Source organism: Paeniglutamicibacter sp., assembly GCF_046714615.1.
Classification (GTDB): domain Bacteria; phylum Actinomycetota; class Actinomycetes; order Actinomycetales; family Micrococcaceae; genus Paeniglutamicibacter.
On the sequence record NZ_JBKKAP010000008.1, the window covers coordinates 82,852 to 99,586 of the forward strand.

The following is a 16,735-nucleotide window of genomic DNA, read 5'->3' on the forward strand; positions in this document are numbered from 1 at the left end:
ATATGAAGCATTCAGGAAGACCGGTCGGTAATTTGCCTGTCATTTCGCGAAACTTTGCTCCGGTCAGTATATATATTCCCAGCCAGCGGCGCGTGATGGACACCATAAATATTACGAGTCGGAAAATGGGGCTGCTAAGCATTCCTCTTCTCCCCCGGAAGACTAGCTTCTCGGGTAACACGGCCGATACGAAGCATCTCCCCTTCAGACAGCTAGTCTTGAACCCATGGCAAATCAAAGCTCCGAAGCCGCAGCATCCCAGCTGGCAATCCTGTTGACACCCCAGGGGTGGGAACTGCTGAACTCGGTGGACCCGTCCGCCGCCGGAACCAAGGAAGCGGCCCTGAACCTCAACCTGTCCTTGCGCAAGGCCGGCCACCCGGTGGAATTGGTGACGGCGGTGGTCCAGCAGGCCCAACTCCGTTCCAAGGCCCGGACCAAATTCGGCCCTTTTGCCGACCGCATGGTCTTCACCCAGGCCGGATTGGAACAGGCGACGCGACTCAAGCTCGCAGGGCTCCACGCACGGCGATTCACCCGTGCCGGGATCAAGAAGGTTGCCGACTTGGGTTGTGGCATTGGAGCCGATTCTCTTGCGTTGGCCAGCGCCGACATCGAGGTCACCGCCGTTGAGATGGACGAGACCACCGCGGCCGCAGCCACCCTGAACCTCATGCCGTGGCCAACTGCCACCGTCGTCAACGCGGACGCCACAGAGTTCGACCTGACCGGCTTCGACGGGGTGTGGCTCGACCCTGCCCGCCGCACCACGGACACCTCCGGCACCTCGCGGATCTTCGACCCGGAGGCCTTCAGCCCTCCCCTGTCCTTCGTCGAGTCCCTGGCTGACCGCGGACTGGCCGTGGGCGTGAAAATGGGCCCGGGACTTCCCCATGAAGCGGTACCCGCCAGATGTGAGGTCCAATGGGTTTCGATCAACGGGGACGTCACGGAGGCCGCACTCTGGTTCGGGCCGCTCGCGCGCCCCGGGATCCGCCGTGCTGCCCTGGTCATTGCCGCACACGGCGCCACCGAGCTGACCAGTTCCGTGGACTTCGACCCCGACGCGGCGCTGCGCGGGGACGTGCCGGTGGGCGAAATCGATTCCTACATCTACGAACCCGATGGCGCCGTGATCCGCGCAGGTCTCATTGACGAACTGCTCAAGACCACCGGCGGGCACCTGATCGACCCGCGCATCGCCTACTTCAGCACGGCGGAGCCCGTTGAAACCCCACTGGCCAAGGCCTACAAGGTCTTGGCCGTCCGTCCCTACCACGTGAAAAATCTCCGTGCCTGGGTCAAGGCCGAAAAAATCGGGGTGCTGGACATCAAGAAACGCGGCATGGATGTCACCCCGGAGGAACTGCGCAAGATCCTGCTGGCGGGTACCGGGCGCGACGCCAAGAACAAGGCCACCCTGATCCTCACCCGGGTTGGCGAACAGCGCTACGCCATCGAGGTCGAGCCCGTGTAGGTGGTGTGAGCGCACGAACACCCTGTTGAACGACAAAAACACCGCCGAACCTCGACGGTGGCGTCAAGCGCGCCAATTCGCTCGATAGACTGGGAGGAACAACATATTGGCGTGATTCGCCGCATAAGACATGGAGGCTCGGTGCAAATAGATTTCGCATCATCACGCCAGTCCACACTTGGTGTGGAATGGGAAATTGCATTGGTGGATCGCCATACTTCCGACCTGCGTTCGGTCGCCGAGGAAGTGCTGGCGGAATTGAATGTCCGCCACGGCTCACTGGCCATCGACGAGGAACATCCCCATGTGAAGCAGGAGCTGCTGCTGAACACCGTGGAGATCGTTACCGGTGTTTGCGAAACGGTTGCCCAGGCCAAGGCCCAACTGCACGAGAACCTGGTGGCGGTCCGCGAGGTCACGGACCCCATGGACGTCGACCTGTACTGCGCCGGCTCCCACCCGTTCGCACCTCCCAAGTTGCAGCCGGTCACCGACAAGGACCGCTACGCCAAGATGATCGACCGCACCCAGTGGTGGGGCCAGCAAATGGTGATCTACGGGGTTCATGTGCATGTCGGCTTGGATTCCCGGGCCAAGGCCCTGCCGATCGTCGACGGACTGATCAACTACCAAGCACACTTCCAGGCTCTCTCGGCTTCCAGCCCCTTCTGGGGCGGGGAAGACACCGGCTACGCCTCGCACCGGGCGTTGATGTTCCAGCAGCTTCCCACCGCCGGGATCCCGTACCACTTCCCGACCTGGGAACAATACGAGTCTTACGTTGCCGACATGCTGCACACCGGCGTCATTGACGACATCTCTGAAATCCGCTGGGACGTGCGCCCGGTCCCCCGCTTCGGGACCGTAGAAATGCGCATTTCCGACGGTCTCTCCTCGTTGCAGGACATCGGGGCCATAGCCGCCCTCACCCAATGTCTGGTGGATGACATGTCCACCACGATCGACAACGGTGGCACCATCCCGGTCATGCCGCCGTGGTTCCGGGTCGAAAACAAGTGGCGTGCCGCCCGTTACGGCATGGAGGCCATCATCATCCTCAACGCCGCCGGGGATGAAATGCTTGTCACCGAGCACCTGCTCCAGGAGCTCGTTCGTCTGGCCCCCGTTGCCGAAAAGCTTGGCTGCAGTGCCGAGCTCGCCGACGTGGAACGCATCATCAAGGGCGGTGCCGGCTATCAGTGGCAGCACAAGATTGCCTCGGCCAACAACGGCAACCTGCGTGAAGTAGTGAAGGACAATGTGCGCCGGATGCACTTGGCCTAAGGCGAGGTTTTAAGGCACCTACGCGAAAGGGTGGATGGGATTATCCCCATCCACCCTTTCGCATTCTTGGGCGTTTTTAGACGGCCAATGAAATCAGGCTCACCGGCTGTCCGGAGTCGGTGGAAAACTTCAACCCGGTCGGAAGCACCTTGTCCGCCACCAGCTGGGCACCCAGGGCCGCGACCATGGCGCCGTTGTCGGTGCACAGGTTGCGCGGGGGCACGCGCAGGGTGATCCCGGCCGAGGCGCAGCGCGCCGCCAGCAGCTCGCGCAGTCGCGAATTGGCAGCCACCCCGCCGCCGAGCAAAAGGTTCGTCAAGCCGTGCTCCTGGCAGGCACGCACCGCCTTGGAGGTAATCACGTCGACCACCGCTTCCTGGAAGCTGGCGGCGATATCGGCCACCGGCACCTCCTCGCCGCGCTTCTGGTATTGCTCGACGCAGCGCGCCACGGCTGTCTTAAGCCCCGAGAAGGAAAAATCGTGGCGGTGCTTGCCCGGGTTTTCTTTTGTTCCAATGAACTTGGGCAGCGTCAGCCCTCGCGGGAAGCGGATGGCCTTCGGGTCGCCTTCCTTGGCGATCCTGTCAATGACAGGTCCGCCGGGGTAACCCAGTCCCAGCAGCCGGGCGACCTTGTCGTAGGCTTCGCCGGCCGCGTCATCGATCGTGGCGCCAATCAGGCGCACATCCGAGGTAAGCGAGTTGACCTGAAGGATTTCGGTGTGGCCGCCGGAGACCAGCAATGCCGCGAGGTTTTCGGGGAGCTCTCCCCCCTCGAGGATGCCCACGCCCACGTGGGCGACCAAGTGGTTGATCGCGTAGAGGGGCTTGCCCGTGGCCAGGGCCAGGGCCTTGGCCGCCGAGACCCCCACCATCAATGCGCCGGAGAGCCCGGGGCCGCTGGTCACCGCGATTGCGTCGATCTCGGCCAGGGTCACCCCCGCGTCCTTGAGCGCGGACTCGAGAGTCGGGACAAAGGCATCCAGGTGGGCCCGGGAGGCAATCTCGGGAATGACACCGCCGAAGCGCACATGCTCTTCCATGGAGGAGGCCACGGCGTTGACCAGGAGCTCGGTTCCACGCACGATACCCACCCCGGTTTCATCACAGGAGGATTCAATGCCAAGAACGAGCGGTGCAGATAGGGACATGGAACCAATTTTAGGTGGCTGACCCCGTTTTGGGCGAAGCGGGCCCCCTGGGGTGGGCAAAACCCGGCAAGCGGGCCCGCTCAATTGCCCAAGATCAGCACCTTGCGCATGATCACGGCATCGACTCCGTCGCGGTAGTATCGGGCCCGACGGTGGATGGCATCGAAGCCGTGGCGTTCATACAGTGCCCTGGCGCGGGGGTTGTCCGCGCGGACCTCCAGCAACAGGTCCGTGGCGTTGCGGCCGATCGCGGTGTCGATCATCAGGCGCAACAGGTGCGTCCCGATCCCCCGGCCCTCGTAGTCCGGGTTCACCGCAATGGTCTGCACGTCAGCCAACGGCAGCACGCACATGAGCCCGCAATAGGCAACGATCTTTCCGGCATCCTGCACCACCCAGTAATTCCGGGTTTCTTTCTGGTCCAGCTCACCAACGAACATGTCCTGGGGCCAGGCATCCGTGGGGAAGAGCGCCTTTTCCATTTCCCAGACCGCGGCCACGTCCGCGTGGACCATTGGACGGGTCTCCAAACCCGCCAGGGCGGGGTTGGCCTTTGCCGGGTTCACAGCAGCTTTCCCTTCATGACCGCGGGAACCTTGGCATCGGATTCGCGCAGGTAGAGCGGTTCGGTCCCCAGCAATGCTTCCCCGGCGGCCAGGGCGCGGGCCGCACGGGTACCCAGCGACACCGCTCCGGGGTGTGTGTGCTCAAAACCGGGGACCACTTCGGCCCCCACGGCTGCCAGACGTTCGGCATAAAGACCACCACCGGCCCCGTACACGGGTCCGGCCGGCAGTTCCTCGGCGACGGTGACGTGCGGGCCTCCACTCAGCACTCCGGTCTTGTCGTAGCGGGCCCAGTAGAGTTCCTTGCGCCGAGCATCGATGGCAACGGTGAAGTCCCCCGCCGGCTCCTGCGCCACGGCGTCAAGGGCGATGGCGTCCAGACTCATCACCCCGTGGACCGGGATTCCCCAGACAAAGCCCAGGGTCCGGGCGGTTGCCAGCCCCACGCGCAACCCGGTGAAGGGACCGGGCCCCACACCCACCGCAATGGCATCCGGGGTCCGGCCACCGGCTTGCGCGAGCAGGGATTCGATGGCGGGGGCCAAGACCTCGGAGTGGTCGTTGCCAACGCTTGAGGTGAAGGAGCCAAGCACGTTGACGCTTGTGCCGTCGGATTCCAGCAAGGCCGCCGAGGCGTTGGCGGAGGTGTCAATGGCCAATAAAAGCATGTATGCGATTCCCTTTTAGCTTTGTTTCTCAAAGTCAGTCAGCAGCGCGGCCAGGCCGGGGTCATTTTCCCAGCGCGGGCCAAAGGCCGCGATCCGGATGGTGCGCGGCTCGTCGTCTTCGCCCTCGTTGAAGTCGAAGACCAGGTCCTCGTGGATTTCGGCCGAACCGGGGCGCAGCAGCACGATTTCAAGCCTGGAGTCGCTGAGCTGTTCGACCTTCCCGGCACCCCACTCCACCACCGTGACCGATTGGCCCATGCTCGCCTCCAGGTCCAGGTCGTCGAGTTCCCCTGCGCTGGCCAGCCGGTAGGCATCAACATGCACCAGGTCCGGTCCGTTGCCCAGCGCGGGGTGGATGCGGGAAATCACGAACGTGGGCGAGATGATGCCCTCGCGCACACCCATCCCCAGGCCAAGTCCCTGGGTGAAGGTCGTTTTTCCCGCACCGAGCTCACCGGTCAGGATCACCAGGTCACCGGCGCAAAGGATCCCTCCGAGCCGATGGGCAAAGTCGCGGGTTTCGGCGATATCGCCCACCGCAAGCTCGGCGGCAATCGAGGCCTCACTCACCGGATTCTCCCCAAGTTCCCTCCACCAACCGGCGCGGAACGCGAGGTGAGATGCGGGTGACGATTTCGTAGTTGATGGTCCCAGCTGCGTCGGCCCAGTCGGTCACGCTCGGACCTCCCTCACCGAAAAGAATGACCTCGGAACCTAGGAATTCCGCTACATCGATATCCGGGCCCAAGTCCACCACGAACTGGTCCATGGCAATGGTGCCACGCACCAGGTAGGTCTTGCCGTTGATGCTCACCGGTGCGTTCGAGGCCGCGCGCGGCACGCCGTCGGCGTAGCCCATGGGGACCAGTCCCAGGTACGTTTCCTTGTCCGTGTGGTAGCGCAATCCGTAGCCCACGCCCTGCCCGGCTGGGACCTTCTTCACGTTCGCGATCCGGCTCATCAATGTCATTGCGGGACGCAATCCATAGCGCGACGGGTCTTCCCCGGCAAAGGGGCTCAGCCCATACAGGCCCAGTCCAAGACGGACCATGTCGTAGTGGGCATCGGGGCGGGTGAGGATTGCGGGGGTGTTGGCGATGTGCCGCACCTCAAGGTCAAAACCCGCGTCCTCCGCCAGGGCCACCGCCTGGTTGAAGGCGGTCAGCTGGTCGTCGGTTTCCGGGCGTTCGGGCTCGTCGGCCACCGCCAAGTGGGAGAAGACACCCACCACGCGCATCAGGCCCTCGTCCTGGTAGCTTGCTGCCCGCCCCAACAGGGGCTCCCATTGGTCTGCCGTACAGCCATTGCGGCCCAGGCCGGTGTCGATTTTCAGGTGCACGCGAGCGGGCTGCGCAGCGGCCTGCGCTGCGCGGGCGACATGCTCGAGTTCCCAGCCCGAGACCGCCAAATCAATGTTCGCGGCAATCGCCGCTTCGAAGGGGGTCCCCTCGGTGTGCAGCCATGCCAGCAGCGGAACATCCAGCCCCGCTTCGCGCAGTTTCAGGGCCTCGGTGACGTGGGCGCAGCCCAGCCAGGTGGCTCCGGCCTGCACCGCCGCACGTCCCACGGCCACCGCACCGTGTCCATAGCCGTCCGCCTTGACCACTGCCATGACCGCGGCCGGGGCCACGAGCTCGGCCACGCGCTTGACGTTTTCGCGGACGTTGGCCAGATCGATGACGGCGCGCCGTTCCCAGATCGACGTCGTTGTCGCATCCTGGGTGTGGGTTGATTTTTCGGTCTGTTGGGTTGATTGTGAACTCACCAATCCATCATCCCACTATCGCCGTGGTGCTTTATTCATGGGCGCGCCACCTGCGCCGCGATCATGGCCCGGGGCTGCGCCGGGTACGACGAAGCCCCGGTGGCCCTGATCATGGGATCTGGCCGCCGGGGCTTCATTATTGGCGGATTGGAAGGGACCGCAGCGAATTAGAGCGCTCGGCTGCGCAATTCGTCGCGGATTTCGGCCAGCAGGGCTACCTGCGGGTCGGTTTCCGGCTCTGGCTCTTCGATGCCAAGGCGGGCCTTGTGCATTTCGTCGAGCTTCTTCATCGGCACGATGACGAAGAAGTAGATGGCGGCAGCAATGAGGATGAAGTTCACCAGCACGGTCAGGAACACACCGAACTTGATGGCAACACCGTCGCCGATCGTGACAATGAGGAAATTGTCGAAGTTCGGCGAACCCACCAATGCTGCAATCAAAGGCATGATGATGTTCTCAACCAATGACTTAACCACGGCGCCAAAAGCAGCACCAATGACAACGGCAACGGCAAGGTCAACAACGTTGCCCTGCATAATGAAATCCTTGAATCCCTTTAACATGTGCCCAGCCTTACACAGACTTGCAGTGGTCAACAGGTGGTGACGCGGCAATTCTTGGAAAATTTGCGAGCCGTTAACGCGGAGGATCTGCATTTCAAATCTTGCGAAGCAGCATCCGTCGGATCGAATGGTCCGCCGATTTGCTTAACACCAGCTGTGCGCGGCCACGCGTGGGAATGACATTTTCCCGAAGGTTCGGCTCATTGATTCGCTTCCAAATTCCGTGTGCGGTTTCCCTGGCTTCCTCATCACTTAGCGATGCGTAGCGGTGGAAATAGGATGCGGGATCCGAGAACGCGCCGGAGCGCAGCTTCATGAATCGGCGGATGTACCACTCCTCGATGTCCGCCGTTCGAGCGTCGACATAGACGGAGAAGTCAAAGAAATCGCTCAAGGCCAGGCCCGCGGTGCCGTCCAGTCGTGCCCGGGCAGGCTGCAACACGTTCAGGCCTTCCACGATCAACACCTGCGGGGAGCGAACGACGACCTCCTTGCCCGGAACGATGTCGTAACTCAGGTGCGAATACCAGGGGGCGCGCACCTCAGGTGCCCCTGACTTCACCTCCGAGACAAAACGCAACAAGCGACGACGGTCATAGGATTCGGGGAATCCCTTGCGGTGCATGATGCCGCGTTTTTCCAGATCCACGTTCGGGTACAGGAAGCCGTCGGTGGTGATCAATTGCACATCGGGGGTGTCGGGCCAGCGACGCAACAGTTCCTGCAGCACACGGGCGGTCGTCGACTTGCCCACCGCCACCGATCCTGCCACGCCAATGACAAAGGGCGTGCGCCGGGTGCTCTCCCCAAGGAAGGTGTTGGTGGCCTGGTGTAGCGAGGCCGAACCCTGGACATAGAGGTTGAGCAGGCGCGAGAGCGGCAGATAGACCTCGCGCACCTCGGCGAGGTTCAGCGTTTCGCCCAGGCCGCTGAGGCGGCGCAGGTCCGCTTCATCCAGGGGCTGCTTGATTTCGTTGGACAGTCTTGCCCAGGTTTGGCGGTCCAATTCGACGAAGGGTGTAGCACTGTAGTCGACCGCACGCTGTCCATTCACGCCTTGAATTGTGCCAACAATCCACCCGTATTCCTAAACTTCACCTTTTGGCCATAGTTTGGACGCGTGGGAATTGCCACATGACTTTTACGCCATCCGACGGGGCAAATGTACCCAGTACCTTGTGCGGCACGGTAATCTTTTGGGCATGTGTGGAATCGTTGGATACGTAGGTAATGCTGGACGCGCAGCCGATCACGGGGCGCTCGATGTGATTCTTGAGGGCCTTCGACGCCTGGAGTATCGCGGCTATGACTCGGCCGGACTGGCCGTGGTCACTGACGCGGGGATTGACTCGCGCAAGAAGTCGGGAAAGCTCATTAACCTCGTCGAGGCCTTGGACGCAGATCCGTTGCCTGCCTCGCTGACCGGTATCGGTCACACCCGCTGGGCGACCCATGGCGGCCCCACCGACGGCAATGCCCACCCGCACCTGGCCGATAACGGCAACTTGGCGTTGATCCACAACGGCATCATCGAGAACTTTGCCGAGCTGAAGGCCAAGTTGCGCGCCGAGGGCGTCGAATTCCTTTCCGAAACCGACACCGAAGTTGCCGCAGCCCTCCTGGGCTCGATCTACCGCGGTGCCGGCGAAGGGAACCTCACCCGTTCGATGGAGCTCACCGCCCGCCAGCTCGAGGGTGCCTTCACCCTGCTGGCAGTGCACGCCGAGCACCCGGGCGTTGTCGTGGCTGCCCGCCGCAACTCCCCCCTGGTCCTGGGCCTGGGCGACGGCGAGAACTTCCTGGGCTCGGATGTTTCGGGCTTCATTGACTTCACCCGCCGGGCGGTGGAGCTGGGCCAGGACCAGATAGTCACGATCACCCCCGATTCCCACAGCATCACCGATTTTTCGGGCAACCCCGCCGAGGGCAAGGAATTCCATGTTGATTGGGATGCCGCCAGCGCCGAAAAGGGTGGCTTTGGTTCCTTCATGGAGAAAGAAATCTTTGACCAGCCTGCGGCGGTGGCAGACACCCTGCTTGGCCGCTCGGACGCCTTTGGCCGTCTGACCCTTGACGAGCTGCGCATTTCCCCCGAGGAACTCGCGGCCGTCACCAAGATCATCGTGCTCGCCTGCGGAACCTCCGCCTATGCGGGTTCCGTTGCCAAGTACGCGATCGAGAACTGGTGCCGAATCCCGGTCGAGGTCGAGCTGAGCCACGAGTTCCGCTACCGCGACCCGATCGTTGACGCCAACACCCTGGTGGTCTCCATCTCCCAGTCGGGCGAAACCATGGATACGCTCATGGCCGTGCGCTACGCCAAGGAGCAGGGCGCCAAGACGCTGGCCATCTGCAACACCAACGGCTCCACCATCCCGCGTGAATCCGATGCCGTGCTCTACACGCACGCCGGGCCGGAAATCGCCGTGGCCTCCACCAAGGCATTCCTGGCTCAGATCACCGCTACCTACCTGCTCGGCCTCTACCTGGCCCAGCTGCGCGGCAACCTGTTCAGTGGCCAGATCAAGGACATCCTCGCCGACCTGGGCAAGATCCCGGCCAAGATCCAGGACATCCTGGACCGTGCCGAGGAAATCAAGTCGCTGGCACGCTCCATGCAGGACACCGAGTCGGTGCTCTTCCTGGGCCGCCACGTGGGCTACCCGGTCGCCATGGAAGGCGCCTTGAAGCTCAAGGAAATCGCCTACATCCACGCCGAGGGCTTTGCCGCCGGCGAGCTCAAGCACGGTCCGATCGCGCTGATCGATGAGGGCAAGCCGGTCTTCGTGGTGGTCCCCTCACCGCGCGGCCGCGATTCGCTGCACTCCAAGGTCGTTTCCAACATCCAGGAAGTGCGCGCCCGCGGCGCCAAGACCCTGGTCATCGCAGAGGAAGGCGACGAGGCGGTCCGCGACTACGCCGAGTTCATCTTCTACGTCCCGGAGACCCCGGTGCTACTGATGCCGCTGCTGTCCACCGTGCCGCTGCAGCTCTTCGCCTGTGAATTGGCCTCGGCCAAGGGCCTTGACGTGGACCAGCCACGCAACCTGGCCAAGTCGGTCACCGTCGAGTAGGTCCTGGACCTCGATACGTTCCACCACAGCGGTGCCGGTACTTTCCCGAAAATGGGAAGTACCGGCACCGTTGGTTTTGAGGGAAGTATCCTTCCTCGGCCAGCTTGGTCGACGTAGATTCCCCGCAGAAATTCCGCCTGCCCCAGCTTGGTGGTTTCAGCGAGAAAGCTGACGAGCCTGACTCCGGCCGTGACCGGCAAGTTTCCAAGACCGGTCAATAGTCGTTGTCAGGTCGCCCTCGCGCAGCGTTGCCGGAATGCCCAGGCTAGTTCGTGCACGTCCCGGTGGTAAGGAAGCAGGTATTCGCCGTCATGCATCCCGAAGTCCGCGACTTGTTCGTTGTTGTGCCCGTAGCCGGGATCCAGCCGGTGGTTGGGAAGATTTAAGTGGGTCACCCAGTCCCGGGCGACGCAACATTTCTTAAGCGATGATTCCTCATCCAACGCCCTGGCCAGGTGCATGAAGCGATCGTCCTGGATCCAGGTCAGGTGCCAGGTACGCCATGGCGTGGAGTTCGAATGGATGCTTGCCCGAAAGCGCACCATCCGCGGCCCTACCGCTTCCAGGATCAACTCGAGGCCTTCCAATAACCGGCCAAAGCCGTCCCGCAACTGTGTTATTTTGGAAGGTTCCGCGTTGCTTCCGTGACGGCTCGTGTTCACGGCCTACGCCCGGAATCCACCCGCACCTGTCATGGTGTCTAGAAGCCTACGGCCTGCGAACGTGCACGGAACAGTGCGGGGCGCCCGCAAAACCCGGTGCGGTGCGCCAGGCTGGTCCCTCGGCCACCGGCACCGGCGTGGTGGGGAGCGGGCGCTGCGCCCGATAAACTCAAAGGCATGATCGTGGGAATTGGTGTTGACGTTGTCCAGGTGTCTCGTTTCAAGGCCCAGCTGGAGCGGACGCCTGCGCTGCTCGAGCGCCTCTTCGTGCCCGAGGAACGCGTGTTGCACGTCCGTTCCCTGGCCGCACGCTTTGCCGCGAAGGAAGCCATCGCAAAGGCCCTCGGCGCCCCGTCCGGCATGAACTGGCAGCACTGCTGGATTCAGAAGGACGGCGCAGGCGACCCCTATGTGGTGCTTGACGGCTCGGTCGCCGAGGCGGCAGCAAGAAAGGGAGTGGTGCACTGGCACCTGTCCATGAGCCATGATGGGGATCTGGCCACGGCCATGGTTGTCGCCGAACGCTAGTTCGGCCCACCGAGGCTGTCCCCCGCCGTGCGCGGGCGGGCGCCTTGGCAATGAAGCCGTGCGTCCAACCCTGCGAGAATTACCACCGCCAGTTGGGTATTCTGAAGTCATGATCCCCGTCTATGCAGGTTCCCACGTTCGAGATGCCGAAACAGCGCTGCTGAGCGATGCCAACGATCTGACCTTGATGCGCCTGGCCGCCGACGCGCTGGCCCACCAGGCGGTGTTGATGCTCAAGGAACGTACCGGACGGCTTTACGGTTCCCGTGCCGTGGCGCTGGTCGGACCGGGGAGCAACGGCGGGGACGGGCTCTTCGCCCTGACCGCACTGGCCAAGCGCGGGGTCCACGCCACCGCGGTACTGCTTGGCCCCCACGCCCACCAGGAGGGACTGGCAGTCCTGTCGCGTGCAGGCGGGCGCACCGCCGCTGCCGCGGACCTCGGAGAATTGCTTGGGGATTGCGACCTGCTCATCGACGCTGCATACGGCACCGGCGTGCGTCCCGGGGTCCAGCTGCCTGCAATCCCCCGGTACATCCCCGTGCTCGCCTGCGACTTGCCCAGCGGCGTTGACGCAGACACCGGCGCTGCTGCATCCAGCGTCATCCCTGCCGATCGCACGGTGAGCTTCGGCGCACTGAAGACGGGCCTCGTGGTTGGATCGGGGCACTTGGTCTCCGGCAGCATCCACGTCACGGACCTGGGGCTCGCCGGGACATTGCCCGAACCCGAGGCCTGGGTGGTGCAGGGAGACGACCTCGGGCTGCTGCTGGACCGCGAGGCGGACTGGAGCGCTGCCGGTCGACACAAGTACCAGCGCGGTGTGCTGGGGCTGCTTGCCGGCTCCGCGAAGTACCCAGGTGCCGCGGTACTCACCGCACGGGCCGCGGTGGCCAGCGGGCTGGGCTTGTTGCGCACCCTGGTCCCGGATGTCGTGGCAACCGCCCTGACGACCCAAGTCCCCGAGTCTGTTCCACTGGCCACGCCCGAACTCACCGCCCTGCTGGCACGCAACCGCCGCAACGGGCGCGAGGGTGCCACACGCATTGGCGCCTGGGCCATCGGCCCCGGGCTGGAAGACACCGATGACACCCGCAAGCACCTGTCACTGATCCTGGCGGCGAACAACCCCTGCGTCATTGATGCCGGGGCCCTGGCCATGCTGGAACCGGGCGAGCACCACCAGTTGCGCATCCTCACCCCGCATGCCGGGGAGCTCCACGCCCTGCTGGCCAAGGCCGGAGTGCGGGTCAGCGCCCGGGACATTTCCACCGACCCCATCCGCTGGGCCCGCTGGGCTGCCGTCGCCTACGACTGCGTCGTCCTGCTCAAGGGCCCCGCGACCATTTGCACCGCCCCGGACGGCTACACGCTGATTGTGCATGCCTCCACCCCGGATCTGGCCACGGCCGGCAGCGGGGACGTACTCACCGGCATTCTGGGCACGCTACTGGCCGCCGCGAACTTCCCGGCCACACCCACCGCGAGCGACGTCGTTGAACAAAGCCACCGACTGACTGACCTTGCCGCTGCCGGTGCGCTGATCCACGCGCATGCGGGGGCCCTGGCGGCACACGAAGGCATGGTCAGCGCCGTTGACCTGCTGCAGGAGCTCCCACGCGCGGGCCGCGACCTGGGACTCTAGGAACCGATAGGGGGTTGGAGAGTTGGACTGCGTAACTCGACGCTTTGAATTCACAAAATCAAAGAGCAATGTGAATACTTAAATAGTTACATCCGGGACCACGCATCAAATATAGAATCATATAGGAAATGTTCATCCACTCTAGAAATGTCGAACATTGAGACGTTTTTTTGAAACGTTCTCAGAAATTGCCTTATAAAGACTAATCAATATATATCTTTCTGCCTAATTTAAAGTTGGTAAGTATCCCCGAAGGCCGATTGAATACGACCGTCATGTTCTACGATTAATCTACAACCTGGAAGCTCGTGGAGTGAACAGTCCCGGCAGTTAGGCGATGCTGGTGTAGACCGGGATGAAGCCACGCTGCACACCAGCCCGGTCGTAGTAGGGTACCTTTCCAGATAGCGTCCCGAGCCTAGTAGCTGACGCATAATCGCCCACAGTCCCTGCGTGAATGGATGCCGCGCCGCCGATCTGGAAAATCGCAGTCGATCTAACGAGCAGAGTGGTGTCGTGTTTGACAGTGTTTTGAATGATGGCGTTGCGGTTAGATGCGGCGTCTTCTTGGATGCCCCGCAGCGAAACGTTGGCCCCCGAGGTCGGTGGGTTGCTCAGTAGATTGCCGGCGATTACCGAGTCCGTAACCGTATCCAGGTATAGCTGGGTAATTGTTTCGCGAGCCGTGGCGTTGCGTTGCAATGACACATGGTTATTGGTGACAAGAGCGTTTTTTTGTCGCTGAATAGAAATCCCATGCCCGATACCTGTTTGGGTTATTCGATTTCCTCGCACGATATTCCCCATGCCCGTGAAGCCGGTCTTTGCGGTGACGAGAAGGGTTCCGGTGGCGTTTAGACCGCCGCCTATAAGAACGTTCCCTTCAATAATGTTGCCGCTACATACCTCAGCGCCTTGGCCCACCCGGATGCCATGGTTACCGTGGCCGGTCAGCTTGACAACATTTCCTCGTACGATGGTGTCTCTCACGACTCGGGATGTTAAGGAGTCCACGCTGATGCCGATGTTGGTTGCGGTGGAATCACCAAAAATGGTGTTTCCTTCGATAATGCATCCGTCAGGCTCGCGGACACTGATCCCGGTCATATCTGTCCTAGCCCCGGTGCCGGATGTGAACATGGTGTTGTTGGAAACAACGTGGGCCTTACCAGTTACCACCACGGGTATTTGGCATCGATTGAAAGTGTTTCCGTCGATGACGTTGCCGATACCGTGCTGGGCATAAACGCCGTGGTTGTGACACCCCTCAAAGCTGTTTCCTGTGATGTTGTAGCCGTACCCGGGGACAGCACCGCCGAAGTTTGCGAGGGATATTCCCTGCACGCACGCTCGGATATGATTGTTTGAGATGATGCCAGCACCACCCATGCCAGCGCCGGTGGGGTCAAGCGTAATTCCGAAGTGCGCTACCTCCACCCCTGTCCACCGCGATGCGGGGTAGTTACCCACAATTCGACAGTCGGTGATGTTTACAGCATCCGCACGAACCCCGATGCCGACTTTATGCACATTCTCGAGGGTGACGCCACGGATGGTGGTGTTATTCCCCGTAGATTCCTTGACGTGAATCATTGCGTATGTCCATGAAACGTTAGTACCGTCCCATGTCGCGAGGCCCTTTATTTTGCCGCCCTCAATAGTGACGTTGGACGCGTTGACCACAACACCGTCTGACGTTGCATGGGTCTTGTTCAGCACCGCACCCGGCGCTAGGCGCAATCTGATGTTTGGGGTGTTGATCGTCAGTGTAGTGAAATCAGCAGTTCCCCTAATCTCTGCGTCCCGGCCAGCTGGTAGCGAGTTTAGGAATGCTTGCAATTCGGCTGTTTGGTCACCCGCCCCAGCCGTGAACACTTCGGGTGTCCACTTGCATATCGCGGCGGATATTGCGGTCCGGGATAGAGATTTCGGGTCCGCAATGAGAGCAGCTATGTCGGTGTCTGTGGACGTGCCGGCTAGAATCTCGCCAGTACTAACGTTGATCGAAGTAACAGAAACGGATCGATCCAGGGTTTTCCCTACCCCGGGCGATGCACCAGCCGCGACAAAAGCCGCAATAAGCGGTGTCACCAAGATCCTGCGTCGTGATGTACTAGCAGGAGGTTGGACCTGCTGCTGCATATCAGCTGAACGTACTTTTTCCCCACGGTGTCTCATAATTGGCTACCCAGCCACTTCCCCAAAAGTGTTTTCTGTGCGGCCCGAGTAAATTCCCCAATTAACGTGGGACCGCTCCATTGGGACCACCTTACGACACCTCAACGGGTAGTGTGAAGAGGGCTGAGGGAAGAATCCTGATTCACGTTACTAATCTCTTCCCGGTTCGGATCATCAGCATCGATAGTGATTGTGCCAATGATCGCGTTATGCCTACGTTTTCCCATTGTCCCCGGCCAGCAGTACGTCAACGGAACAAGAGCCGTCCCAAGCTGGCCTGGCCAGCTTTGGCGGGCAATTGTTCTCAATCTGGGAGTCAACCCTGCCGGCAGGTAGGGTGACTTCGTAATACAGGCGCTGGTTTTATTCGATGCCATCCGGACATGCCCTGCGCGATGAAAAGAACTCACCAAACGCTGAGTCATTGACCGTCACTCAGGCGCGTGAGGCTTTCCTGCATTGCGGTGCTGACAGGAACAAGAAAACAAGGGACTAGCGAGCTTAGATGTACTAGCGGACACCTTCACCAGACGCAACAAAGCCGTCAAAGCGGTGCAGGCACCGGGCAGCAAAGAACGTGAGGCCGCCGCATCCACCCGCGACTCCCCCATGGAGCAGTACGCAAGAGCAGGAAGCCAGTGATGGGTACGACCATGAGGCCTTGGCGGACGATCCAGACTTCTAAGCGCGGAACAGTGCGGAGACCCTCCACTAAGGACTCACCTATAAAGTAAGTGCAAAAATAGGTCTTCACGCGAAATAAAGATACCTGGCTCATCTCCAGTGAAACCGTTGAAACACTGCGCGCCAAGTGCGACACCGTCCTGCCCCACCTCGACGAACGGGTCACGCGCCTACTGCTGGGCGATGAGGCCCGCGCACTGGGCCACGGAGGGATCACCGCGGTGGGCCGCGCCTCGGGCGTGGCCCTGTCCCGCATCCAGCGAGGCGTCAACGAACTGGAGGCCGGAACCGCCCCGCGCTCCCGGGCGTCCGCAAGCCCGGGGCGGGCCGCATGACCCTCACCAAGAAGGACCCCGGCCTGGTGTGTTTCGTCAACTTTAAGTCGGCCATTAAAGCGCTAAGAATCAGGCCACGTGAGCCCGGTTTCCTGCCATGTTGGCGTTTGGCCTATTTCATCAACGCATTTTTGACCCGGTAGGACTCACCAC

14 protein-coding genes are annotated in these 16,735 nt (G+C 61.9%); 5 read left to right on the top strand and 9 right to left on the bottom strand.

The genetic code is table 11. The annotated features are described in order from the left end of the window. Nucleotides 1-226: 226 nt before the first annotated feature. The gene (locus ACLQ7E_RS00820) at nucleotides 227-1,477 is read left to right on the top strand and encodes a THUMP-like domain-containing protein (RefSeq protein ID WP_411730626.1); all 1,251 of its coding nucleotides are present in this window, start codon (nucleotides 227-229) and stop codon (nucleotides 1,475-1,477) included. Nucleotides 1,478-1,618: 141 nt separating this feature from the next. Further along, nucleotides 1,619-2,761 (top strand): glutamate--cysteine ligase, encoded by a 1,143-nt coding sequence (locus ACLQ7E_RS00825; protein ID WP_411730627.1) that lies wholly within the window; start codon nucleotides 1,619-1,621, stop codon nucleotides 2,759-2,761. Nucleotides 2,762-2,837: 76 nt separating this feature from the next. Here ACLQ7E_RS00825 and tsaD read toward each other — a convergent pair whose 3' ends face one another. From tsaD to coaA, 7 genes are all read right to left on the bottom strand, one after another. After that, on the bottom strand, nucleotides 2,838-3,911 hold the full coding sequence (gene tsaD / locus ACLQ7E_RS00830) for a tRNA (adenosine(37)-N6)-threonylcarbamoyltransferase complex transferase subunit TsaD (protein WP_411730628.1): 1,074 nt from the start codon (nucleotides 3,909-3,911) through the stop codon (nucleotides 2,838-2,840). 80 nt (nucleotides 3,912-3,991) lie between these two features. Beyond that, nucleotides 3,992-4,426, bottom strand: a complete 435-nt coding sequence (rimI, locus tag ACLQ7E_RS00835) for a ribosomal protein S18-alanine N-acetyltransferase (protein ID WP_411730639.1) — start codon at nucleotides 4,424-4,426, stop codon at nucleotides 3,992-3,994. A 47-nt stretch (nucleotides 4,427-4,473) separates the two neighbouring features. Next, nucleotides 4,474-5,145: a tRNA (adenosine(37)-N6)-threonylcarbamoyltransferase complex dimerization subunit type 1 TsaB gene (tsaB, locus tag ACLQ7E_RS00840; protein ID WP_411730629.1), complete on the bottom strand. Its 672-nt coding sequence runs from the start codon at nucleotides 5,143-5,145 to the stop codon at nucleotides 4,474-4,476. Nucleotides 5,146-5,160: 15 nt separating this feature from the next. Next, the gene (gene tsaE / locus ACLQ7E_RS00845; protein WP_411730630.1) at nucleotides 5,161-5,715 is read right to left on the bottom strand and encodes a tRNA (adenosine(37)-N6)-threonylcarbamoyltransferase complex ATPase subunit type 1 TsaE; all 555 of its coding nucleotides are present in this window, start codon (nucleotides 5,713-5,715) and stop codon (nucleotides 5,161-5,163) included. Continuing rightward, entirely contained in the window at nucleotides 5,708-6,910 is a 1,203-nt protein-coding gene (gene alr / locus ACLQ7E_RS00850) for an alanine racemase (protein ID WP_411730631.1), read from the bottom strand. The genes tsaE and alr overlap by 8 nt, the downstream gene beginning before the upstream one ends. A 167-nt stretch (nucleotides 6,911-7,077) precedes the next feature. Continuing rightward, a complete protein-coding gene (gene mscL, locus ACLQ7E_RS00855) occupies nucleotides 7,078-7,476 on the bottom strand; it encodes a large conductance mechanosensitive channel protein MscL (RefSeq protein ID WP_411730632.1) in 399 nt (132 codons plus the stop codon). A gap of 94 nt (nucleotides 7,477-7,570) precedes the next feature. Beyond that, nucleotides 7,571-8,530 (bottom strand): type I pantothenate kinase, encoded by a 960-nt coding sequence (coaA, locus tag ACLQ7E_RS00860; protein ID WP_411730633.1) that lies wholly within the window; start codon nucleotides 8,528-8,530, stop codon nucleotides 7,571-7,573. 148 nt (nucleotides 8,531-8,678) lie between these two features. Between coaA and glmS the strand changes: the two genes are divergently transcribed. Further along, a complete protein-coding gene (gene glmS / locus ACLQ7E_RS00865; RefSeq protein ID WP_411730634.1) occupies nucleotides 8,679-10,550 on the top strand; it encodes a glutamine--fructose-6-phosphate transaminase (isomerizing) in 1,872 nt (623 codons plus the stop codon). A 227-nt stretch (nucleotides 10,551-10,777) separates the two neighbouring features. Here the strand turns inward: glmS and ACLQ7E_RS00870 are convergent, their stop codons facing one another. Next, nucleotides 10,778-11,212 carry a hypothetical protein gene (locus ACLQ7E_RS00870; protein ID WP_411730635.1) on the bottom strand — a complete coding sequence of 145 codons (435 nt, stop codon included), beginning with the start codon at nucleotides 11,210-11,212 and terminating at the stop codon, nucleotides 10,778-10,780. 177 nt (nucleotides 11,213-11,389) lie between these two features. On the opposite strand from ACLQ7E_RS00870, the gene ACLQ7E_RS00875 reads away from it, so the two are divergent. Together ACLQ7E_RS00875 and ACLQ7E_RS00880 are read left to right on the top strand one after the other, a co-directional pair. Then, a complete protein-coding gene (locus ACLQ7E_RS00875) occupies nucleotides 11,390-11,740 on the top strand; it encodes a holo-ACP synthase (RefSeq protein WP_411730636.1) in 351 nt (116 codons plus the stop codon). A 109-nt stretch (nucleotides 11,741-11,849) separates the two neighbouring features. Then, nucleotides 11,850-13,385 (top strand): NAD(P)H-hydrate dehydratase, encoded by a 1,536-nt coding sequence (locus ACLQ7E_RS00880; protein ID WP_411730637.1) that lies wholly within the window; start codon nucleotides 11,850-11,852, stop codon nucleotides 13,383-13,385. 330 nt (nucleotides 13,386-13,715) lie between these two features. Here ACLQ7E_RS00880 and ACLQ7E_RS00885 read toward each other — a convergent pair whose 3' ends face one another. After that, on the bottom strand, nucleotides 13,716-15,476 hold the full coding sequence (locus ACLQ7E_RS00885) for a right-handed parallel beta-helix repeat-containing protein (RefSeq protein WP_411730638.1): 1,761 nt from the start codon (nucleotides 15,474-15,476) through the stop codon (nucleotides 13,716-13,718). Nucleotides 15,477-16,735: the final 1,259 nt, after the last annotated feature.